The organism is Nonomuraea sp. NPDC003214 (assembly GCF_053590035.1).
The window spans coordinates 1-21,807 of record NZ_JBSFSX010000009.1 but is presented as its reverse complement, the minus strand read 5'-3'; the positions used below and the strand labels follow the sequence as shown (position 1 = coordinate 21,807).

The window sequence follows — 21,807 nt, the reverse complement described above, 5'->3', positions numbered from 1 at the left end:
GCGGCGAGTCGGATATGACCGGCTGTGCGCTGGTAAGCGCACCGGTCAGTGTGTCGGGAAGTGCACCGCTCATGGACACCGTCTCCGCTCCCAGCTCCGTCAGTCACCGCGCTTGGCCCGCTCGATCAGCGGCGCCCAGGCCGTGCGGACGGGCGCGGGCAGATCGAGATCTTCCCAGAGCTCGACGAGCAACACCCCATCCACGTGATCGAGCACGTCCTGCGGCCGGCCTTCGCTCAGCAGCGCCGCATAGGCCTCGCGGCGTTGCTCGCGGTCGGCCAGATCGTAGACCCGGTCGCCGTGGGCCACAATGCCCAGGGCCGCGGACACCGGCAGCCGTGGCAGACAACTCGGCACAGAACCGGCGAACTCCACCTTCGGCTCCAGCGCCAGCCGGAACCCGGCGGCGTCGAGGATGCGCCCGGCCGTCTCCAGGGTGGGTGACTTGCGCCCGTGCTCATAGGCCGAGAGCGTCGTGCGCGAGGTGCCGCTGCCCTCGGCGAGCTGCTGCTGGTGCAGCCGCGCCGTGTGGCGGGCGTGCTTGAGCAGCATCGCGCCGTGCTCCGCCCAGAACTTGACGTCGGGCTTCATCCGTCACCTCCAGTAGTATCCGTTCGGATACTACTCTAGATTAGCCCAGAGTGACCACTGGTTTGCGTAAAGTCAGCGCAGCTCCAGCATAGTGATCTCAGGCGGCGCTCCGACACGCACCGGAGGGCCCCAATATCCGGCCCCGCGCGTCACGTACACCGGCATGCCCTTGACCGTGCCCAGCCCCGACACCACGGGCTGCTGGAGCGGGACGATCAGGTTGAACGGCACCATCTGCCCGCCGTGCGTGTGGCCGGAGAGCTGCAGGTCGACGCCGTGTTCGGCGGCCTTCTCCGCCTGCACCGGCTGGTGGGCGAGCAGGACGGCGGCGCGGTTCGGGTCGCGTCCGCCGAGCGCCCTGGCGAAGTCGGGCCCGTCGTTCATGGTGACGCCGTTGACGTCGTTCACCCCGGCCAGGTCCAGCACCGCGCCCTGGTGGCGGATCTCCACCCGTTCGTTGCGCAGCGACCGCACGCCGAGGTCGGCCAGCTCCTCGATCCACTCGCCCGGCCCCTGCTCGGTGAAGTATTCGTGGTTGCCGGTCACGAAATAGGCCCCGTAGCGGGACTCCAGGTTCTTGAACGGCTTCGCCAGCCGCCCGAGCGCCGACACCGAGCCGTCGACCAGGTCGCCGACGATCGCCACCACGTCGGGCTCCAGGCCGTTGATCATGCGCACGATCCGCTCGGTGTGCCCGATCCCGGTCAGCGGCCCCAGGTGGATGTCGCTCACCACGGCGAACCGCAGCCCGCGCAGCCGCTGGTCGAGCCCCGGCAGCGTCACCCTGACCGGCTCGATCACCGGGTCGCCCAGCGCCACCGACGCGCCGTAGCCGACCGTGCCCAGCGCGCCGACGCCCGCGACCGCGGCGGTGGCCCGTCCCAGGAAGAGCCGCCTGCTCATGCCGTCGGCGGCCGGCCCGGGCTCCTCGGACGGCCCCGACGGCCCCGCCCCGGCGGGCACCAGCTCCACCACCGGCGTCGGACGCCTCCCGCGACGGCGCATCACCAGCGCCGCCACCGCCCGCGGCACCTCCAGCACCACGAGGAACACGACCAGGTAGAACATCACCGCGATCCACAGATAGCCCGGCCACGCCAGCCAGTGGAACGCCTCCATACGCGAGGCCACGAAGGTCGCCACCACGAGCACGAACAGCCCCGCCACCACGAAGCTCAGGCCCCTGCGCAGCCTCCCCGGCCCGGTGGTGGAGCGGACGAGCCGGTGCCACAGGTAATAGTGGACGGCCGCGACCAGAGCCACCATGAAGAAGACGAAGAGCACGCCGTCATGCTACGAGCGCGCGATCAAGCCCGCGTACGGCCGCTGAGAGGGCTCTCAGGACTTGGCGGCGGGCTTCTTCGCGGCCGTCTTGGCGGGAGCCTTCTTGGCCGGCGCCTTCTTCGTCGTCTTCTTCGGCGCGGGCGCCCGCTCACGCCGCTCGGCCAGCAGCTCCGCCGCCCGCTCGATCGTGATCTCCTCGACCGTGTCGCCCTTGCGCAGCGAGGCGTTGGTCTCGCCGTCGGTCACGTACGGCCCGAAACGCCCCTCCTTGACCACGACCGGCTTCTTGGAGTTGGGGTCCTCGCCCAGCTCGCGCAGCGGCGCTGCGGCCGCGGCCCGGCCCCTGCCCCGCTGCTTCGGCTGTGCGAACAGCTCCTTGGCCTGCTCGATCGTGACCGTCAGCAGGTCCTCCTCCGACCCGAGCGAGCGCGAATCGGTGCCCTTCTTCAGGTACGGGCCGAACTTCCCGTTGTGCGCCACCACCGGCTCGCCGTCGAGCTCGCCCACCTCGCGCGGGATCGTCAGCAGCCGCAGCGCGTCGTCCAGCGTGATCGTGTCGAGCGACATCGTCTTGAACAGCGAGCTGGTGCGCGGCTTGGGGGCGTCCGCCTTCTTCGTCCGCTTCTTCGGGGCGCCCTCGGCAGGCGGCGCCTCCTCCGGCAGGATCTCGGTCACGTACGGGCCGAACCGCCCGTCCTTGGCGACGATCATGTGCCCGCTCACCGGGTCGCGGCCCAGCTCACGGTCGCCGGTCGGGCGCGAGAACAGCTCCTCGGCCTTCTCGGCTGTCAGCTCGTCGGGCGTCATGTCCTCGGGCACGTTGACCCGGGCACCGTCGCGGTCCAGGTACGGGCCGTAACGGCCGACGCGGATGACGATGTCGGTGCCCCTGATCGGGAACGAGCTGATCTCCTTGGCGTCGATGTCGCCCAGGTCGGTGACCATCTCCTTCAGGCCCTCGTCACCGTCGCCGCCGAAGTAGAAGCGCTGCAGCTCCGGCACCCGCTCCGCCCGGTCGTTGGCGATGTCGTCGAGCACCTTCTCCATGTCGGCCGTGAAGTCGTAGTCGACCAGGTTGCCGAAATGCTGCTCCAGCAGGTTGACCACGGCGAACGCCAGGAAGGAGGGCACCAGCGCGGTGCCCTTCTTGAACACGTAGCCGCGGTCGAGGATCGTGCCGATGATCGACGCGTAGGTCGACGGGCGGCCGATCTCGCGATCCTCCAGCTCCTTGACCAGCGACGCCTCGGTGTAGCGGGCAGGCGGCTTGGTCGAGTGACCCGCCACGTCCAGCCGGGTCGCGCTCAGCGCGTCGCCCTCGGCCAGGTTGGGCAGCCGCTTCTCGGAGTCGTCACGGTCGGTCGACGGGTCGTCGTGACCCTCCACGTACGCCTTGAGGAAGCCGTAGAACGTGATCGTCCGGCCGGAGGCGGTGAACTCGACGTCCTCGCCCGCCGACGACCTGCCGCCCACCTTGACCGTGACCGACTCACCGACGGCGTCCTTCATCTGCGACGACACCGTGCGCTGCCAGATCAGCTCGTACAGCCGGAACTTGTCGCCCGTCAGCCCCGTCTCGCCGGGCGTGCGGAACTGCTCGCCCGACGGCCTGATCGCCTCGTGCGCCTCCTGCGCGTTCTTCACCTTGCCGCTGTAAACGCGCGGCTTGTCCGGCACGTACGCCTCGCCGTACAGCTTGATGGCCTGCGAGCGCGCGGCGGCGACGGCCGTCTCCGACAGCGTGATGCTGTCGGTACGCATGTACGTGATGTAGCCCTCTTCGTAGAGGCGCTGCGCCACCTGCATCGTGTACTTGGCGGAGAAGCCCAGCTTGCGGCTGGCCTCCTGCTGCAACGTGGTCGTCCGGAACGGCGCGTACGGCTTGCGGGTGTACGGCTTGCGCTCGACGGACTTGACCGCGTAGGACGAGCCCTGGAGCCGGCCGGCCAGCTCGCCCGCGGCGGCCTCGGTCAGGTGGAGCACGTCGTTGTTCTTGAGCAGGCCGGTGCTGGCGAAGTCGCGGCCCTGGGCGACCCGCTTGCCGTCGACGCCGGTCAGCGTGGCGGTGAAGTCGCGCGGCCGCTCCTCGGCCTTGCCGGTGTCGAACAGCGCCTGGAGGTCCCAGTAGTGGGCGGCCGTGAACGCCATGCGCTCGCGCTCGCGCTCGACCACCAGCCGCGTCGCCACCGACTGGACGCGGCCCGCCGACAGCCTCGGCTTGACCTTCTTCCACAGGACCGGGCTGACCTCGTAGCCGTAGAGGCGGTCGAGGATGCGGCGGGTCTCCTGGGCGTCGACCAGGCGCAGGTTGAGGTCGCGCGGGTTGGCCACGGCGTTGCGGATCGCCTGCGGGGTGATCTCGTGGAACACCATGCGGTGCACCGGCACCCGCGGCTTGAGCACCTCGCGCAGGTGCCAGGCGATCGCCTCGCCCTCGCGGTCCTCGTCAGTGGCCAGGTAGAGCTCGTCGGCGTCCTTGAGCAGCTGCTTGAGCTTGCTCACCTGCGAGCGCTTGTCGGGGTTGACGACGTACAGCGGCTCGAAGTCGTGCTCCACGTTGACGCCAAGGCGTGCCCACGTCTCCCCCTTGAACTTCTCGGGGATGTCGTCGGCCCGCTCAGGCAGGTCGCGGATATGGCCGATGCTGGACTCGACGACGTAGCCGGCGCCGAGGTACCGCTCGATCGTCTTGGCCTTGGCGGGCGACTCCACGATCACCAGGCGTGTTCCGCCGGCGCTGCCGTTGTTGGCTGGCACGCTGCTTCCTACCTCGCTGTTCGCTTGCAATTCCCCCTGCCGGGAGCCGGCACAGATCTGAAAGGTAACCCGACTCGCGGATTTTTCCTTCCCCCGGGGCTACCCACTAGCTTCCGGGTCCACCCACAAGCACGCAGAATAAGGGCCCATCGAGACGCATGGCGCCCTGACTCACCCTGGAGACTAATCGTTGTGCTCGACTACTCCTACATGGATATCTTCATTCCGCGCGATCTGTCCCGCGAAGCCGCACGTCAGCTGCTGACCGAGCACGCTGAGTACGGCCAGTGGGAGCTCGCCCGGGTGCGGCTCCATCCCGACGGGAGCCGCCGTGTACGGCTGCGCCGAAAGATCGTGCGCGTGCGCAGCACTCTATGACAAAGGCTTTGCCCGCCCCGGGCCGCGCCCCCGGAACGGGCAAAGCGTCTATGGGCCACTGCCCGCCGGCTGCGGGCAGTGGACAGGTGTTGCTACTTCCGGCCGAGGCGGAAGCGGCGGGTGGTGGCGAACAGGGTGGCCGAGGCGGCGCACATGGCGCCCAGCACCAGCGCGAACAGCGAGCCGGTGGACATCCCGGTGACGCCGGTCGGCTGGGCGGCGCTCATCAGGCCCAGGTCACCCGTGGGCAGGCTGCCGGTCGCGGAGCTCACGGCGCCGCCGACCGGGGTCGAGGAGACGAGGGCGGTGGCCGGCTCCAGCGCCGACACGGGGCCGGTCGCGGCGGAGGTCCGCTGCTTGCCCTGGACGCCCGGCCGCTTGCCCTGGACGGACGGCTTCTTGCCCTGGACGCCGGGCTTCTTGCCCTGGACCGCCGGGGTGGCGGGCTGGGCGGGCACGCCGGGCAGGCCCGGGACCGCGGGCAGGCCGAGCGTGCCGGCGACGTCGCCGACGACCGGCAGCGGCGGCAGGCCGGAGCCGCCGCTCATCCGCTGGGCGACACCGCTGGCGTCCTGGAGGCCGCTCAGCGCGGGCACCGCCGGGAGCGCGGGCAGCACGCCGCCGCCCTTGGCAGCCTGGGCCTTGCTGCTGTGGTTCTTGTAGTGGCCGTGGTGCGGCGGGGTGCCGACGTGCGCCCCGCCCAGGCACCCGGCGGCCGCGTCACCCAGGACGGCCACGGCGTTGCCGCAGACGTTGACCGGGGCGGTGATCGGCGCGATCACCTGGTTGCCGGCCAGCACGCCGGACCGGCCGGACGTGGTGTTGCCACCGGCGCCCACGCCGTTGTGGGGCGAGACGAACGCGCCGCCCTTGCAGTGGGCCTCCGACAGGCCGAGCGCCGCGACCGCGTTGCCGCACGCGTTGACCGGGGCGGTGATGGGAGCCACGACCTGGTTGCCCGAGCCGACCCCGGAACGCCCGGACGTGACGTTGCCGCCGGCGCCCTTGCCGCCGTTCTTCACCGAGACGCCGCCCTTGCACCCGGCGAACGCCTCACCGAACAGCGCCACCGCGTTGCCGCAGACGTTGACCGGAGCCGTGATGGGAGCGACCACCTGGTTGCCGCTGAGCACGCCCGACCGGCCCGACGTGTGGTTGCCACCGGCCCCGGAGCCGGCCGCCGAGTTGTGCACCGACGAGCCGCCCTCGCACCCGGCGGGCGCGTTGCCGACCGCGTTGCCGCAGGCGGTGATGGGCAGGCTGACCGGGGCGATGACCTGGTTGCCGCTGCCGGCGCCGTAGCGCCCGTCGGTGTCGTTGCCGGTCGAGCCCACGTGGCGGGAGCTGTGGTAGTGGCGCCCGTGGCCGCCGCCGTTGGTGACGGACGAGCCGCCCTTGCAGCCCGCGAACGCCTCGCCGAACACGGCCACCGAGTTGCCGCAGATGTTGATCGGGCCGCTGATCGGCGCGATCACCTGGTTGCCGCCGAGCGCCGACGAACGGCCCGACGTGGTGTTGCCCCCGGCGCCGGTGCCGGTGTTGTGCACCGAGGCGCCGCCCTTGCAGCCCGCCGTGGCGTCACCGAAGATCGCCAGCGCGTTGCCGCAGGCGTTGATCGGGGCCGTGATCGGCGCGGTGATCTGGTTGCCGCCGATCAGGCTGTGGTCGCCCGAGGTGCGGTTGCCGCCCGCGCCGCCCTTGCCGGAGGTCTTGACCGTCGAGCCGCCGGTGCACCCGGCGTCGGAGTTGCCGAACAGCGAGACCGCGTTGCCGCAGGCGTTGACCGGGGCGCTGATCGGCGCGTTGACCTGGTTGCCGCCCAGGACGCTGGACCTGCCGGACGTCTCGTTGGGGATGCCGCCCCGGCCGGTGTCGACCACCGACGCGCCCCCCTTGGAGCTGGCGCTGGACTCGCCGGCCACCCCGACCGCGTTGCCGCTGATGTCGATGGGCAGCGAGATGGGCAGGTTGACCTGGTTGCCGCCGCCGACGGAGGAGTCACCGTCGGTGTCGGCGAGCGCGGTGCCGCCGCCGAACGACATGACCGCCACCGCGAGCAGAGCCGCTGGGGCCGAAGCCTTCGCCCACGTACGCATAATGGATACTCCTACTGATTTCTTGGGGGATTACCTGACAGTTCGCACCCAGCCGTGGCCCGTGCGGGGCCTGCGGAATCGCAGGGCGCCGCGCACAGCGGAGACCTCGGGGAATTCGCGAACCAGGGACTGACGTGTCACCCGTTGGCGGAAAGTCGTGAACCGCCATGAGCGGAGGGATCGAAGCCGCGCTCCGCCACCGGCATCGGAAAGCCGGAACTCTGTCGCGGGGACTCAGTCAGGAGAGAAAGAAGGGTCGTCCGCCGCTGTGCGGACGACAGGGGGCAGCACGTACGGAAGAGCGACGTGCATGACCTCGAGCCGCGGGTCGAAGACAGACCGCGCGACGTCCCCCATGTTGGACCCGAACGGGCCGTTGCCACTGCCGTTGGGCACCAAGCCATCGGTGTCCAGGATGTTGTCGGCGGTGGAGGATGGCGGGAGGCCGGGATCCGACTGGCTGGTGAGCCCGTCGACCTTCAGCCCGGCCATCGCCCCGGCGTTGTCGAACACCGGAGCCGTGCCTACCGGGGGGAAACCGTCCGTGATGGACCCGGTGGCGTGCGGGGGTGTGCCGGCTCCTGTCGCCGCGGTGGAATCCGCGGCAGCCGGAGCGGAGAAGAGCATCCCGAACAGAAGCGCGAGCAGCCAACCAGCGGCCAGCACACTGCCGACCGCGACCGCTCGCACGACGACCCGACGGGCGCCGGCCGCGAACCGCGCCATCCGGTCAGCCCTGCGGGTGATCGGATCCTCTGCTGAGACAGTCACGGGCACGCGCCACGCATCGAGGGACATCGCCCTCGTCTGCCGCGCCGTGCGTGCCACGTGTCCTCCTCGGTTTCCAGGACCGGCTCCACCATCAGGCGGAGCCGGTCCACGGACTCACCCCTCAACGGTCCGTAACCGTAGCAGCACCCAACGTTGCCGCAAGCGCTTTTCACAAGAGACCCAGTAAGTGGTCAAGCTCGCTGCTCCCGTATCGGGGCAAAGCGGGCCGGAGCTGCCGCGCCGCCCCACGACACGCGCTTGCGGAGGGCAAGAAACGGGGGCCGCCACGCCTGGGTGGTTAACCGGTATGACGCACCCCTCAGAGTTTGCTAACCTTACGGAGCCGACGCGAGATGACGGTCCCGCGTGCAGGCACCAAGTCCGGGTGGCGGAATAGGCAGACGCGCTAGCTTGAGGTGCTAGTGCCCTTTGCGGGGCATGGGGGTTCAAGTCCCCCCTCGGACACAGGATTACCCCAAGAAGAGCTCGTCCCGAGGGGCGGGCTCTTCTGCGTTGAGCTCAGTCACGACACGGGTCGCCGCGTGGCAGACGATCACCAGGCCTTTGGCTCGTAATGCAGAGACGATTTCCGTCGGCCCTTCCCGCCCTCTGCCGCCGACATGTGTCAACAGCTCTGCCAGCAGCCGGTCCTCACGTACATACAGGAACTTCGGGCCGGACGCCCCGCGAGGTCTGGCGCTGGTGTAGCCGTGGCGGCACCTATGTCCGGGACGCCCGTTCACCCAATGCGAATCCAGGCGACGCCCGCAGAACCCACGCTTCAGTAGACCCGCGAGCAGATAGACGCGCCGACTGCCGTCCTGGGTGGGTCGAGCAGCCCGGATCGCCTGACATACCAAGTCGACGCAGGAATGCGCCCCCCTATGACGCCACACGATGAGGCATCATGGAGAGGCTCAACGACGTGATCCAGGAGGTGAGCATGGCCATCGATCGGTTCACCACGCCGTTGTACGGCATCGCCGAAGCTGCCGGCTACCTCGCGATCCCCGCCTCCACCTTCACCAGTTGGGCCTTCGGCTATCAACGCCGTCAGCGCGACGGCCGTGCGATCCGCGCCAACCCCGTCATCACCGCCACCCGGGCAGAGCGGCCGAACGAGGCATCCGTGCCGTTCATCGGCTTGGCCGAGGGCTATGCCCTGGCCGCCTTCCGGCAGGCCGGCGTACCCCTACAGCGCATTCGGCCGGCAATCGACGCCTTGCAGCGCGAACTCGGGCTGGAACACGCCCTGGCCAGCCGCCGGCTCTTCACCGACGGCGCCGAAGTCCTCTACGACTACGCCGAGCACGTCGGCGACGACTCGGCCCGTGAACTGGTCGTCGTCCGCAACAACCAACGAGTCTTCACCGAGATCGTGCAGAACTACCTGCGCCGCGTGCACTTCGCACACGACGGATACGCCGAAGTGATCACGCTTCCGCAATATCGCGTCGCCGAGGTCACGATAGATGCCCGCCACGCCTTCGGCCGGCCCCGATTCGCCCGCGGGGGCGCCACGATCGAGGACGCGATCGACCTGTTCCGGGCCGGAGAGCCCGTCGATGTCGTAGCTGAGGAGTACGGGCTCACCCGCGACGAGATCGAGGATGTCCTGCGTGTCGCCACCCGAACAGCCGCGTAAGTTCTTCGTCGATCGCAGTCTCGGCCGGGTCGCCGTCCCCAAACTGTTGCGCGAAGCCGGGTGGAACCTGATCACCCTGGCCGAACACTACGGCGTCCCCCAAGACGAGACCGTCGAAGACACCCGCTGGATCGAAGACAGCGCCAAGTTCGGCTGGGCCGTCCTCATGAAGGACAAACGCATCCGCTACCGGCAAGCCGAGATCGCTGCCGTCATCGAGCATCAGGCCCGCTGTTTTGTCATCACCCGCGGCGATCTCACCTCCGCCGCCTACGCCGAACGCTTCATCACCAACCAGCAGGCCGTGTTCGCCGCCTCCAACAGTCCTGGCCCCTTCATCTACGCCGTCCACACCGACCGGCTGGAGCGTCTGTATCCCCCACATCACTGATACCCGCACTCGCTTCCGGGCCCTGTGGTTCATCGCAACCAGGATGGCAGGGCGTCCATGGCTTCGCCGGATCTGACCGTAGCGGCGAACCTCCGGAACCGATACGAGAAGTTGTTTATCGTGGGGACGTCACGGGGTCAGCGGCGGGCGGAGTGGGGCGTGGGCTGGCGCGAGGAGATCATCACCGCACTGGGCGAGTGGATCGCGGTAGAGGGTGGTGCAGGCGGCAAAGCGCGCTGGCGGCGGCTCGGCCGCGCGATTCGTACCGGTGAGGGATCGTACGTCGTGGACGTCCGGGGCGCCGAGCTGAGCCCTGATCGGCTTGAGGGTCTGAGGTTGGCGGGTGCGGAGCAGGGCAGCATCGACGAGGGCTTCGCAGTGATGGACGTCTCACAGAGCGAAGCCACACTCACCGTACGAGTGGCCGAGTTCGCCGACCCTGCCGACCCCCATCTGTGGTCACTGCAACAACCTCCCACCTTCCTGGTAGAAGCGCTCAAGGACGGCATTGCCTCGCTCGGCAGCGCGCCGCTCGGCGACCTTCTGGCCCTCAAGAAGCCTGGGGGACAGTGGTCGCGAGTCCGACCGCCGGCAGGACTGTTCCCGCAGCAGGAGGAGGCCTACCAAGCGTGCCTCGGCACCGGAGTTTGGCTGGTCTGGGGCCCACCGGGCACAGGTAAGACCCTGGTACTGACAAAGGCGATCGGCGACCTGATCACCGCAGGCAAGCGCGTCTTGCTCGTCTCGGCCACCAACATCGCCGTGGACAACGCACTGTTAAGTGTCCTCAAGGAGCATCGCCATCCGACAGGAGCCATCGTTCGGGTCGGTCCGCCGCAGCTGCGCGAGATCACCGAGAACGCCGACGTCTCTCTGCCCTTGCTGGTACGCGCACGACTCAAAGTCACCGATGCCAAGCGGCGCGACCTGTCGGAGCGGTTAGTGGCCGTGAAGGCGCGGCTGCGGCGGCTCGGCGAGTTGGACGCTGCACTGGCGGGGTTCAACGCCGCCGATTACCGCCGAGACGAGATCTTCCTGCGAGCGCCCCAGCACCAACCGCAGAGGTCCGAGGCGGCCGTGGCCCGCCATCAGACAAGGATCGACTCACTCGCCACCGCCATCGCCGCGGCCGAGCGAGAGCTGATCGAGGCACGCACAGCGCACGCCGCCATAGAGCACGACCGCCATCTGTGGGCCCGAGTGGACGAGTTGGGTGCAGAGGCCACCCGCGTCGATCAGGCTGCGACCGAGGCCGAGGCGGCGGCCTTGAAGGCGGAGCAGCAGACTGCCCAGGCGCAACGTCAGGTGAACGAACTGGAGGGGCGCAGCAAGTTCGCCAGGTTGCGCGCCAAGCGCTCCCTGGAAGCCGCGCGACAGGCCCGTGACACCGCCGTGGAACGGGAACTCGACCTGGCCGCGCGCGCGGCGTCCGGAAGGAAGGTGGCCGACCGGCGCCGCGCCGACCTGGCCCGGCAGGCCAGAGATCTAGTGAACGGCGTCTCGCACAGCCGTGACGACATCCGGGCGATGGCGAGCCGCTTGGCCACGGCGTCCCAGAACCTGCGCCACCTGACAGATGAGCATCGAGCGGAGGCCGAAGCCCTGCGTCGTGCCATAGACCTCGCAGAACGGGTGCGGCAGGCGGAGGATCGGGTCGCTGAGGCCGAGCGCCACAAGTATCCCCAGTTGCAGGCCGAGGCCGACCGGGTGCGCCCGCACGCCAGCAGGGACACCGCCGACGCCAAGACGCTGGAGAAGCACTACCGGGAGGTTGAGGAGGAGTACGAGCGACTCGAACGGGATGCTCAGGGTGAGATCATCGACGGAGCTCGGCTGGTCGCGACGACGCTCGCTCGCTTCCGTACCAACAAACGGATTTTCGCGGGCTCCTACGACGTAGTTCTAATCGACGAGGTCGGTGCCGCCACTCTGCCCGAGGTGCTGCTGGCTGTCGCCCGCGCGCAGACGGCTGCCGTGCTGTTCGGCGACTTCATGCAGCTGGGGGCGGTCATTCCGGCGCAGCTGCGTGAGAGCGAGCGCGCCGACGTCCAGCGATGGCTGCTCCCGGACGTCTTCGAGCACTGCGGAATCGACGACCCGGCCGCCGCGCATCGCCACCCGAGCTGCATCAGCCTGGTGCATCAGAACCGCTTCGGCCCCGTCGTGATGGAACTGGCGAACGCTCTTGCCTACGACGGCACCCTGCTCGCCGGCCCTCTGGTTCGGCCGCACGACCCCGAAGACCCGGAGATCGTGCTCATCGACACTGATGGGCTGCACGAACTCGCCCAACCGCATCTCACCGGCTCGTCCAAGGGCTGGTGGCCTGCTGGCGTCCTGTTGTCACGCGCGCTGGCCGAGCTGCACGCCGCAGGCGGCGAGGACACCGGGATCGTCACTCCGTACCGGGATCAGGCGGAGGCCACGCTGGAGGCGCTGCGCGACATCGAGGGCGAGGGATCACCGCTGGCGGATGTGGGTACCGCACACCGATTCCAGGGGCGGGAGTTTCCAGTCGTGGTCTTCGACACGGTAGAAGGGCAGTACGGCAGGCCGCTTTGGATGGGTCATGCCACCCGGGCTCCGAACGCCACGCACTGGCAACGCACGGGGCTGCGGTTGTGCAACGTCGCGGTCACCCGCGTACGCAGTCGCCTCTACGTCATCGCCAGCGGCGAACGAGTCTCCGCGGTGCGTCCCGGTACCGCGCTCTCGCATATCCACGCCCTCCTCCAAAACCGGCAGGTACGCCGGGTCCGGGCCACCGCGCTGATCACGCCGCCCAACACCGCAGCGGCCGAGCCTTACCTTGGTGTCTTCGGCCACCAGCTCAAAGAGGTGCTCGCCCGCCACGTTGCCGTCAGCGACGTCCATGACGAGCGGGACTTCTACGCCGCATTCGACGCCGCCGTCCGCAGCGCCAAGCACTCTCTGTGGCTCTGGACGCCCTGGGTCGCCCCGCGTGTGCTGGAGCTGCTGCCCAACCTCGCGAAGGCGGCCGCACGCGGCATTCAGATCACCGTCTTCCTCCGCGACCCCTCCGACAAGACACAGCACAAGTATCAAGACCTTATCGACCAGGTACGAGCTGTGGTGCACACCGTCGTGGCCGTGAACCACATGCACCAGAAGATCGCGGTCATCGACGAGCGCACCGTCATGCTCGGCAGCCAGAACATCCTGTCGCAAAGCAGAACCCGTGAGATCATGCTGACCGTACACGGGGCCCACTTCGCCAGGAAGCTGCTCGAGCATGAGCACGCCACCGACTTCGCCTCCCCACCACCGTGCGGCAGGTGCGGCGGCAGTGAGATTGACCTCCGACGAGGAAAGAACGGCGACTGGTACTGGCGCTGCTACAACGAGACCTGTAAGGGAAACTCCGGCCGGAATGCCTGGCGCGAACCCGTCGCCTTCGGCACTCGCAGGCGGCCGTCCCGCAGACCCTGACCGTGACCTTGACTGATCACGGTATGTGATTCGACATCGCAGGCGTGTCACGGCGAACTGCTGGCAGCAGCCCCACTACAGCCCGTAGGCTTCGTGGTGACCGATCTGAGCCTTTCTTTGTCAGAGAGTTCGAGTTGGTCAGAGGGTCGGTTCCTCGTGGACCGGCCCCTCACTCGTGTTCCAGGCAGCGCTGGAGCATGACGTAGCCGGGCATCGTCTCTCTCGGACGGATCCCGACATCGAAGATCTCCGGCTCCTCGAAGACCGGCTCCCCGCTGGGGCGGCGCGCGTAGGCGACCCGGCCGTAGTCGACCCCTGCTCACGGTCGAAGCTCATCCAGGTGATCGCTTCCTGCTCTCCCTCCCTGAGCGGGTGGTTGGAGACGGCCCGCAGCGCGATCGTGCTCGGCGGCTTGAAAATCCACACCTGTGGAACGGCGAGCACCCAGCGGCCGGCCCCGACCTCCTGTGCCTTCTCTGCGGCCCTGGTCTCGAACGCTGCCGCTGCCGCCGTGTCGCGCAGGTAGTCGTAATCGCTCAGAAGCAGTTGCCGTTCGCCCTGGAGCGCGATGATGGCGGGGCATTCCCGGGCCACGATGCTCTTCTCCAGACGCGCCACCACGTCGAAGAGCAGATCCGCCGTCTCAGCGTTCATGTGGCCTTCCCTCTGCCGCCCCGCCCTTGGGACCTCGGGCAAGCTGTGCCCAGGCAGTGAACGCTATAGATCTCTCAGGTGATGCGCGCGCGGATTCCTAACCAGGGAAGATCGCCCGGCTGCCACGCGAACTCCAGCTTGGCCCTACAGGAGACCAGAGTTTGCTCCCGGCACCGGCTCTCCCGGTAGGCAATCGTGTCGTGCAGCGGTGCCTCGCAGACCGCTCCAGCCGTCGGTCCCACCGCAGAGAACTTTCTGATAAGTCGATTCATCCGGCCGGAGCATGATCGCTTCTGTCGGTACGCCACCCTACGCTGCCAAGGCATGACCTTCTCCCCAGCACGACCGGACTTGCCGGGCTACCGGGCCAAGCTGGACTCGGTTTCTCCCGCGGACGCCTGGAAAACGGTCCGCGAGCTCGTCCTCGACGGCCGCGAAGACGCCCTCACGCTGGCCGCTGAGTTCGCGGAGATCGCTGAGCCGTCCACCGACAGGCTGCTCAAGCTCTGGCCAGAGGCGCCCGACCCGGACCGTTTCGCCGAACTGCTGCTGCGGCCCGCGTTCACCCGCGAGGGCCGCACCACGCTGGAGCTGCGCCGCCGCGAGACGATCACCGGAGTGCGGCACCTGACCATGCTGCGAACACTGCGCCTGGACCACTGCAAGCACCTGACGGACCTGTCCGACCTCGCCGCGCTGACCGGGCTGTTCCGACTGGAGCTGGACGGCTGCGCGGCCGTCGCCGACCTCACCCCGCTGTCGGGTCTCCCCGTACTGAAAACACTCATCCTCCGCAGCAGCCGGGCGCTCACCGACATCACCCCGCTGCTCGCCCTGCGGACCCTGCGCCATCTCGACCTGCGCAGCAGCGGCGTGACCAGCGTCGAAGGGATCGGCGACGCCTTCCCCCACCTGGAACACCTCGACCTCGACCACTGCCGGGCGATCGAGGACGTCCTACCCTTGTCGGGACTGCGTCGCCTGACCACTCTAGACCTCTCCGGCACCAAGATCCGATCCATCGCCGGGCTGCGCGACTTGAGCTCCGTCACCGAACTCACCATGCACTGCGCCCGCCTGACCAGCCTCGACGGCATCGACGCCATGCCCCAGCTGCGCCGGCTGTGGCTCAGCGGCTGCACGAACCTCACCAGCCTCGACGGCCTCGGCCATCACCCCCACCTGACCAAACTCGGCCTGCCGAACGCCCGCATCCCGGACCTGCGCCCTCTGTCCCGCCTGCCCGCCCTCACCGAGCTCAACATCGACAAGTGGCAGAAACTGACCTCGCTGGACGGGCTGGAAGACCATCCCTCGCTCGCCGAGATCAGCCTGACCTACGCCCATGACCTGCGCGACTTCTCCGCCCTGACCCGCATGCCCGCCCTGCGCAGGCTCACCCTGCAGGGTCTCGACCAGCTCACCGATCTGACCCCGTTCGCAGGGCTGTGGCAACTCGAGGAACTCCACGTAGCCTTCGACGATCATCTGCGGACCCTCGGCGACCCCGGAAACCTGCCCGGCCTGCGCGTCCTGGACCTCTACCGCTGTGACGCCCTGGCAGATTTGGGGACGATCATCGACCTGCCGTCGCTCAAGGAGGTCAGGGTGGATCAATGCCCCGCGCTGACGTCCACCGTCATCGCCGCCCTGGAGGCCCGGGGCCTGCTCGTCGGCTGAGGAAGCCCAATCGGCGATGTCGTGGTTGGTATCCGTCCCTCGGATCCCCTGCGCACGCTGTCCGACGTGCTGGGCCGCCCGCTCATGCCACCAGAGCCTGAAGCCCTCGGCGACGCCCACTTGGCCTCAGTAAGAAGAGGAGGACGGCGTCCTGCGTGACGTCGTCCGACACGTCATCCGTGCCGTAGGGGGGTGGCCTTGCTTGACGATGGTCGCGCTGCCGTCCATGCGCTTCCGTAACCGCGTGGCGTCGACCGTGCGGCAGTAGCCCGCGCGCCAGCTTCCGGATCTCTGTCCAGTCGTCGGGCGTCACGTGCGCCATGTCCTCTCGCGTGAGCTTCTCCCCCGGGACGCTGGCTGGCACGCACTTGCCTGGAATTCCGTTCGACACGCTCTTTCTCCGATCCGATCTCACGCGACACACCTTCTGTATCGCGCCTTTCTTTTGTCACCTCGATTGAACATCGGATCGGGCGTGACGTGCAATTATATCCAGCATGTCTTTACAAGAAATCCCACGCACTGATCGTAAAATTAGGCACTCCAGAAAATCAAAAGCGAGCAGCAGCAAGCAAGTTTAATATCAGAACAGAATTAGAACGGGAGTGCATTTATTGCTAACAGCGTTCTCGCAGGAAGAGGCACCCCCCCTCTATGATCAGGCGGCGTCACGCACACCAGTCGTGCCGCCGACCGGCTAGGGCAACCATGTATGGACCTGGGCCGGAAAGCCTTGCCCCCTTAGCCACTCTTACCCGACTATTCATCGGCCTACGATCGGTCACCCGAACGGCGGGAGATCTCGACACAGCACAAGCTCTGATAGCACAGAGAAGAGGTGAGCATCTTCCCTGGATCGTGCAGGCGACCTGCACAAATAGATCAAGCCAATGGGAGAACGCAGCTGGCGTCATTCCAGCCGCAAGCGCATGGATAGCAGAAATCTCCCTGCAAGGCAGCTTGGCTGCGCACTACACCGCGATTCGATGGGGCTCGTGCCCCCGAAGCGCGCGCTTCGGCTCCGGAGTGGCCTACTTTGCGATGGCTGCGCTACCAGCGCGCGACCGGCGCCTGCGAGCCGTCCGCAGCAGACGGCTTGCAGGACTACAGCCGCCAGCCAGCTTGCCTGTGGGAGATGGGGCAGTTCCTCGGTTCGGGGCACCCCAAGCGGCCTGCATCGCACCCCTCCACGGGGACGTGGCCCTCCAGCTCCCGTCGCCGGCAAATCACGCGGCCAGGTAACTGCGGTATCGTCCGTCTGCTACAGGCGTCAACAGAGATACCTCTTCTCCGGAGATCGAGGAACGCAGCAATGCGACATGCAGCTCAGCTACCGAAGGAAAACCACCGCCTGAGCTCCTAAAGCCCCAGGTGAACAAGTGTCGGCCCCGCGCGTGCGGGGATGGTCCGATCCTCGCCGCCGAGCGTGCTGGCGCCCTCGCGTCGGCCCCGCGCGTGCGGGGATGGTCCCCAGCTCGCCCAGGTGGTGACCACGCTCGCGGGGTCGGCCCCGCGCGTGCGGGGATGGTCCCGCCACGATCGCCAACTGCGCGGGGTGCGGCGTGTCGGCCCCGCGCGTGCGGGGATGGTCCCCTGACCCGGCCGGAGCGGGCCCGGATCCGGGGGTCGGCCCCGCGCGTGCGGGGATGGTCCGTTCCCCCGATGCTCGAGGAAGGAGACCCCAGAGTCGGCCCCGCGCGTGCGGGGATGGTCCGCCGGGTGTGTGTTTCTGGCCCACGGTGGAGACGTCGGCCCCGCGCGTGCGGGGATGGTCCCCAGCGTGCCTGCCACTTGCAGTCGCACTTGCCGTCGGCCCCGCGCGTGCGGGGATGGTCCGCAGCCCTCCGCGCCCACCTCGCCGCACACCCCGTCGGCCCCGCGCGTGCGGGGATGGTCCTCAGCCGGACGACGGCGACAAGATCGCGGGGCCGTCGGCCCCGCGCGTGCGGGGATGGTCCGATCCCGGCGCCGTTGACGCTGTAGAGGGTGTTGTCGGCCCCGCGCGTGCGGGGATGGTCCCTTCGATCTCAACCTGCCGGGCATCTCTGACCCGTCGGCCCCGCGCGTGCGGGGATGGTCCCATCACGTTCACGTTCGGTCCCGCCTCGATCCAGTCGGCCCCGCGCGTGCGGGGATGGTCCGCAGGTGGCATGGTGGCGGCTCTCGCTCGTCGCGTCGGCCCCGCGCGTGCGGGGATGGTCCTACTGGTCGTCGACGTAGAAGCGGACGAGCTCGGTCGGCCCCGCGCGTGCAGGGATGGTCCGCCGCCGCCGATCTGAAATCGGCGGCAATGGAAGTCGGCCCCGCGCGTGCGGGGATGGTCCGAGGGGGTGACTTCCTTGCACGTCCACGTAGGGGTCGGCCCCGCGCGTGCGGGGATGGTCCCGTCAGCGACGCACCGGCGCCGGTGATGGCGCCGTCGGCCCCGCGCGTGCGGGGATGGTCCCCGGACGCCGGACTACGGCACGGTCACGGACCGGTCGGCCCCGCGCGTGCGGGGATGGTCCGAGGGGGTGACTTCCTTGCACGTCCACGTAGGGGTCGGCCCCGCGCGTGCGGGGATGGTCCCGTCAGCGACGCACCGGCGCCGGTGATGGCGCCGTCGGCCCCGCGCGTGCGGGGATGGTCCCCGGACGCCGGACTACGGCACGGTCACGGACCGGTCGGCCCCGCGCGTGCGGGGATGGTCCCTCGACTGCGACCTTGCCCACCTCGCGCGCACCGTCGGCCCCGCGCGTGCGGGGATGGTCCGAGGCTAGGCATCGATCTGCCCTCTTCCGATCGGTCGGCCCCGCGCGTGCGGGGATGGTCCCGCCGCTGGTTATGGGCCGGGCTCCACGTGCGCGTCGGCCCCGCGCGTGCGGGGATGGTCCGAGGCTAGGCATCGATCTGCCCTCTTCCGATCGGTCGGCCCCGCGCGTGCGGGGATGGTCCCACCGTCGCGGTCACCAACCGGGGCGGCCTGCTGTCGGCCCCGCGCGTGCGGGGATGGTCCGCCCGTAGCGAGTCATGCGAGGCCCCGAGGTGAGTCGGCCCCGCGCGTGCGGGGGTGGTCCAGGAGGACACCGGACCCGGCGGGATCATCTCGCGTCGGCCCCGCGCCTGCTGGGGTGGTCCCAGCCAGACCAGGATGCGGCCGAAGATGGAGAAGTCGGCCCCGCGCCTGCGGGGGTGGTCCGCCGGTAGGGACCCTCCGGCCGCACGCTGGGCGGTCGGCCCCGCGCCTGCGGGGGTGGTCCGTCTCCGTCGACGGTGATGGCCGAGGTCGGCAAGTCGGCCCCGCGCCTGCGGGGGTGGTCCGCAGCTCGGCAAGTCGGGGGCGGACGCCTTGTAGTCGGCCCCGCGCCTGCGGGGGTGGTCCGATTTCGGACGCGATCGACGCCTGCATCCCGCGGTCGGCCCCGCGCCTGCGGGGGTGGTCCGGCGAGTCGGTGCCTGACGCGGTGATGGAGGGTGTCGGCCCCGCGCCTGCGGGGGTGGTCCTGCGGCCCGGTCCTGGCTTCTGGCGGCGTAGGCGTCGGCCCCGCGCCTGCGGGGATGGCCCCTCGATCACGGTCGCGACCTTGGGGGTCACGTTGTCGGCCCCGCGCCTGCGGGGATGGCCCCTCCTGGGCGTGCTGGACGGCGTTGTATGCCTCGTCGGCCCCGCGCCTGCGGGGATGGCCCCTCCTGGGCGTGCTGGACGGCGTTGTATGCCTCGTCGGCCCCGCGCCTGCGGGGATGGCCCGTCGGTATCCCGCTCGGGATCGAACGGATACCAGTCGGCCCCGCGCCTGCGGGGATGGTCCCTGCCCGAGCAGGATGTTCACGCCGTTCGTGGAGTCGGCCCCGCGCCTGCGGGGATGGTCCGCGCCTGCCGTACCGGGAGCAGATCGGGGCAGGGTCGGCCCCGCGCCTGCGGGGATGGTCCGCCGATGGTGCAGACGGCGGCGTCGCGGATGGCGTCGGCCCCGCGCCTGCGGGGATGGTCCGGTCAGGACGCCGGTCTGCATCCATGACCCGTCGTCGGCCCCGCGCCTCCGGGGATGGTCCGACGCTGGCGGGGCACCTGGTGCTCAATGACCGGTCGGCCCCGCGCCTGCGGGGATGGTCCCGAGGGCCGCCCGGTTCGTATCCAGGCGGCGCAGTCGGCCCCGCGCCTGCGGGAATGGTCCGGCCCGTTTCCTCCTTGACCTCCCGGACGGCCGGTCGGCCCCGCGCCTGCGGGAATGGTCCGAGTGGCAGTATCCCGCCAAATGGGGATGCTCAGTCGGCCCCGCGCCTGCGGGGATGGTCCGGCCGCGTACGTGGACTTCAGCGCCACCAGGGCGTCGGCCCTGCGCCTGCGGGGATGGTCCGTCGTCCGGCGGGCGCTGGGCCTGGTTGTAGCGGTCGGCCCCGCGCCTGCGGGGATGGTCCGCCCCAGAACCGGCCCGGCCCCTGACCGGCTCGTCGGCCCCGCGCCTGCGGGGATGGTCCCCGGCCCGCGCTGGTCTTCGCTCTGTCGAAGCCGTCGGCCCCGCGCTTGCGGGGATGGTCCGGCCACCGAGTACGGCGCGCTGGCGCACGAGATGGCGGCCCCGCGCGTGCGGGGATGGTCCCTGATGCCGCCGGTGGGTGAAGCACCGGGTCGGTCGGCCCCGTGCCTGCGGGAGTGGTCCCCCACTCCGGCGGCAGTGTGTGCCCGGCTTCACCTCGTTGGCCCGCCCCTGCATAAGGATGGTCCCGCTGCGTATTTCCTCGGCTCGTAGATTTGAAGTCCGCCCCGCACCCTGCAGGGGCTCGGCATCCGCGCCGTCTGGAGCGCTGTGGCGGAGTCGGCCTCGTGCCTGCGGATACGAATCTTTGTGGCTGAATCAGTTTCGGGCGCAGTCTGGATACTGGTCGTTCACCTGACAGCGCCGGTACTGCCGGTGTCTGACCTCCGCCTCGTGGATCTTGTTGACTGTCAGCCAACACCGTCGGGGCACATAGTGCGTTTTCCACACGCATTCGTCCGGACGCTGGCCGGCGATTGGTTCGCGGTCACAGTCCCACCCTTTGGTGAAGATCTTGGGCTGCATCCGCTTGGCGGTGACTGGTCCCTGCGGTGTGGACATGCACGCGGCTGTGCAGGCGAGTGCGCCGATCAGGCACAAAGCCCTGAAAAGCACGCGTGCCGGTGTCTTCGTCATCATTCAGGTTCTCCATGAACGAACAGGGCCACCCCGGCGTTGCTGGGGTGGCCCTGTTGCGGTCGGATCAATTTGCGGTTCAGTTGTCGTCGATGGCTGCGGCCGACTGGCTGCGGGTATGGATCCCTGCGGCACATCCGAGCCGGGTGCCGTAGGGCGTTGGCGTCTGTGCCTGGCGGAGGTGATCGCTGTACGAGGACGCGGGTCGCTGACGTTGAGAGGCCGGTCCTGCGGCTGTCACCTCTCGGCGTCAACCAACTCCCCGGTGAGCCCGGCGTTCTTGACCAGCCGTCCCCAACGCGGGCTTCGAGCGAAGGCGCGAGCAATGGCCACACCGCTGGGCAGATTCCCATCCGCCCGACGGTTCTGCAGTGCCCACCGCCAAGCCATCCGCTGGAGAGCCCGGCCGGTTCCGGGGCACTCAACCGGGACCCTGGCGCCTTCTCCATGGTCTTCCTGCTGCTCTACGGGATCAGCATCTGCACCAGTGGCAGGGGCAGCACCGCGAGCAAGTGCCTCTTGGGCGTGCGCCAGCTCGCCAGCTGCCCAGCGGATCTGGGACATCAGCAACTCGTAGCTACCGATGAGGGCGGCGCTCGGCCAGGCTGCGATGACTCTGCCGATCACACTCGGCTCCGCGACGGCGACGTTGGCGCCGAAGCTGGCCACGCTGCCGACCACGAGCAGGGTCCAGGCCAGGGCACCACCGCGGGAACCACATCGGTTGGCCAGCAGTATGGACATCGAGGCGACGACGACAGCCCGTCGACCGCTAGCGGAATGAGTACCGCCGCGAAACGGTCCTCACCGTGGCGCAGGCAGAGCTCATGCATATGCCTGAAGGAGACAACCGCCGCGACCAGCGCTAGTGCTGTGACCGGAAACGATCACCGGGTTGGGCGCGGGGTTCAGGCTGCCGGTGTGAGTGGTCGGCCGCCCCAGCGGATGCCTTTCTCG

General features: G+C 69.2%; 12 protein-coding genes, 1 tRNA gene and 1 CRISPR repeat array. Of the genes, 6 read left to right on the top strand and 7 right to left on the bottom strand.

Annotated elements, in window-relative coordinates; translation table 11 throughout:
• Nucleotides 1-99: 99 nt before the first annotated feature.
• The 3 genes from ACWDXC_RS27985 to topA form a co-directional block, all read right to left on the bottom strand.
• On the bottom strand, nt 100-591 hold the full coding sequence (locus tag ACWDXC_RS27985; RefSeq protein ID WP_375074425.1) for a helix-turn-helix domain-containing protein: 492 nt from the start codon (nt 589-591) through the stop codon (nt 100-102).
• A 72-nt stretch (nt 592-663) separates the two neighbouring features.
• Entirely contained in the window at nt 664-1,875 is a 1,212-nt protein-coding gene (locus ACWDXC_RS27980; RefSeq protein ID WP_449986633.1) for a metallophosphoesterase, read from the bottom strand.
• A gap of 54 nt (nt 1,876-1,929) precedes the next feature.
• The gene (gene topA / locus ACWDXC_RS27975) at nt 1,930-4,632 is read right to left on the bottom strand and encodes a type I DNA topoisomerase (RefSeq protein WP_364171124.1); all 2,703 of its coding nucleotides are present in this window, start codon (nt 4,630-4,632) and stop codon (nt 1,930-1,932) included.
• Nucleotides 4,633-4,824: 192 nt separating this feature from the next.
• Here topA and ACWDXC_RS27970 point away from each other — a divergent pair, with 192 nt between their 5' ends.
• Nucleotides 4,825-5,010 carry a DUF5703 family protein gene (locus ACWDXC_RS27970; protein WP_219517556.1) on the top strand — a complete coding sequence of 62 codons (186 nt, stop codon included), beginning with the start codon at nt 4,825-4,827 and terminating at the stop codon, nt 5,008-5,010.
• A 92-nt stretch (nt 5,011-5,102) separates the two neighbouring features.
• On the opposite strand, the gene ACWDXC_RS27965 is transcribed toward ACWDXC_RS27970, so the two are convergent.
• Together ACWDXC_RS27965 and ACWDXC_RS27960 are read right to left on the bottom strand one after the other, a co-directional pair.
• Nucleotides 5,103-7,106 (bottom strand): chaplin family protein, encoded by a 2,004-nt coding sequence (locus ACWDXC_RS27965; protein WP_449986630.1) that lies wholly within the window; start codon nt 7,104-7,106, stop codon nt 5,103-5,105.
• Between the two features lie 234 nt (nt 7,107-7,340).
• On the bottom strand, nt 7,341-7,934 hold the full coding sequence (locus ACWDXC_RS27960; RefSeq protein ID WP_308126180.1) for a hypothetical protein: 594 nt from the start codon (nt 7,932-7,934) through the stop codon (nt 7,341-7,343).
• Nucleotides 7,935-8,256: 322 nt separating this feature from the next.
• Between ACWDXC_RS27960 and ACWDXC_RS27955 the strand changes: the two genes are divergently transcribed.
• The 4 genes from ACWDXC_RS27955 (at nt 8,257) to ACWDXC_RS27940 (ending at nt 13,363) form a co-directional block, all read left to right on the top strand.
• Nucleotides 8,257-8,342 (top strand) — tRNA-Leu (locus ACWDXC_RS27955).
• Between the two features lie 442 nt (nt 8,343-8,784).
• Nucleotides 8,785-9,522: a DUF433 domain-containing protein gene (locus ACWDXC_RS27950; protein WP_449986629.1), complete on the top strand. Its 738-nt coding sequence runs from the start codon at nt 8,785-8,787 to the stop codon at nt 9,520-9,522.
• Nucleotides 9,497-9,913: a PIN-like domain-containing protein gene (locus tag ACWDXC_RS27945; RefSeq protein WP_449986628.1), complete on the top strand. Its 417-nt coding sequence runs from the start codon at nt 9,497-9,499 to the stop codon at nt 9,911-9,913. Before ACWDXC_RS27950 ends, ACWDXC_RS27945 begins: the two co-directional genes overlap by 26 nt.
• 159 nt (nt 9,914-10,072) lie before the next feature.
• Nucleotides 10,073-13,363, top strand: a complete 3,291-nt coding sequence (locus ACWDXC_RS27940; RefSeq protein ID WP_449986626.1) for an AAA domain-containing protein — start codon at nt 10,073-10,075, stop codon at nt 13,361-13,363.
• 138 nt (nt 13,364-13,501) lie between these two features.
• Here ACWDXC_RS27940 and ACWDXC_RS27935 read toward each other — a convergent pair whose 3' ends face one another.
• A complete protein-coding gene (locus ACWDXC_RS27935; protein WP_449986624.1) occupies nt 13,502-14,017 on the bottom strand; it encodes a hypothetical protein in 516 nt (171 codons plus the stop codon).
• Nucleotides 14,018-14,341: 324 nt separating this feature from the next.
• On the opposite strand from ACWDXC_RS27935, the gene ACWDXC_RS27930 reads away from it, so the two are divergent.
• Nucleotides 14,342-15,697 carry a leucine-rich repeat domain-containing protein gene (locus ACWDXC_RS27930; protein WP_449986622.1) on the top strand — a complete coding sequence of 452 codons (1,356 nt, stop codon included), beginning with the start codon at nt 14,342-14,344 and terminating at the stop codon, nt 15,695-15,697.
• A 1,381-nt stretch (nt 15,698-17,078) separates the two neighbouring features.
• Nucleotides 17,079-20,337: a CRISPR direct-repeat array (repeat unit 28 nt; unit sequence GTCGGCCCCGCGCGTGCGGGGATGGTCC).
• 1,136 nt (nt 20,338-21,473) lie between these two features.
• Here the strand turns inward: ACWDXC_RS27930 and ACWDXC_RS27925 are convergent.
• Nucleotides 21,474-21,683 (bottom strand): hypothetical protein, encoded by a 210-nt coding sequence (locus tag ACWDXC_RS27925; RefSeq protein ID WP_449986620.1) that lies wholly within the window; start codon nt 21,681-21,683, stop codon nt 21,474-21,476.
• Nucleotides 21,684-21,807: the final 124 nt, after the last annotated feature.

What these genes read in the sequence shown, in the direction of transcription:
- ACWDXC_RS27985 (WP_375074425.1), bottom strand. Translation starts at nt 591, where the DNA reads ATGAAGCCCGACGTCAAGTTCTGGGCGGAGCACGGCGCGATGCTGCTC.
- ACWDXC_RS27965 (WP_449986630.1), bottom strand. Translation starts at nt 7,106, where the DNA reads ATGCGTACGTGGGCGAAGGCTTCGGCCCCAGCGGCTCTGCTCGCGGTG.
- ACWDXC_RS27950 (WP_449986629.1), top strand. Translation starts at nt 8,785, where the DNA reads ATGGAGAGGCTCAACGACGTGATCCAGGAGGTGAGCATGGCCATCGAT.
- ACWDXC_RS27935 (WP_449986624.1), bottom strand. Translation starts at nt 14,017, where the DNA reads ATGAACGCTGAGACGGCGGATCTGCTCTTCGACGTGGTGGCGCGTCTG.
- ACWDXC_RS27930 (WP_449986622.1), top strand. Translation starts at nt 14,342, where the DNA reads ATGACCTTCTCCCCAGCACGACCGGACTTGCCGGGCTACCGGGCCAAG.
- ACWDXC_RS27925 (WP_449986620.1), bottom strand. Translation starts at nt 21,683, where the DNA reads ATGCATGAGCTCTGCCTGCGCCACGGTGAGGACCGTTTCGCGGCGGTA.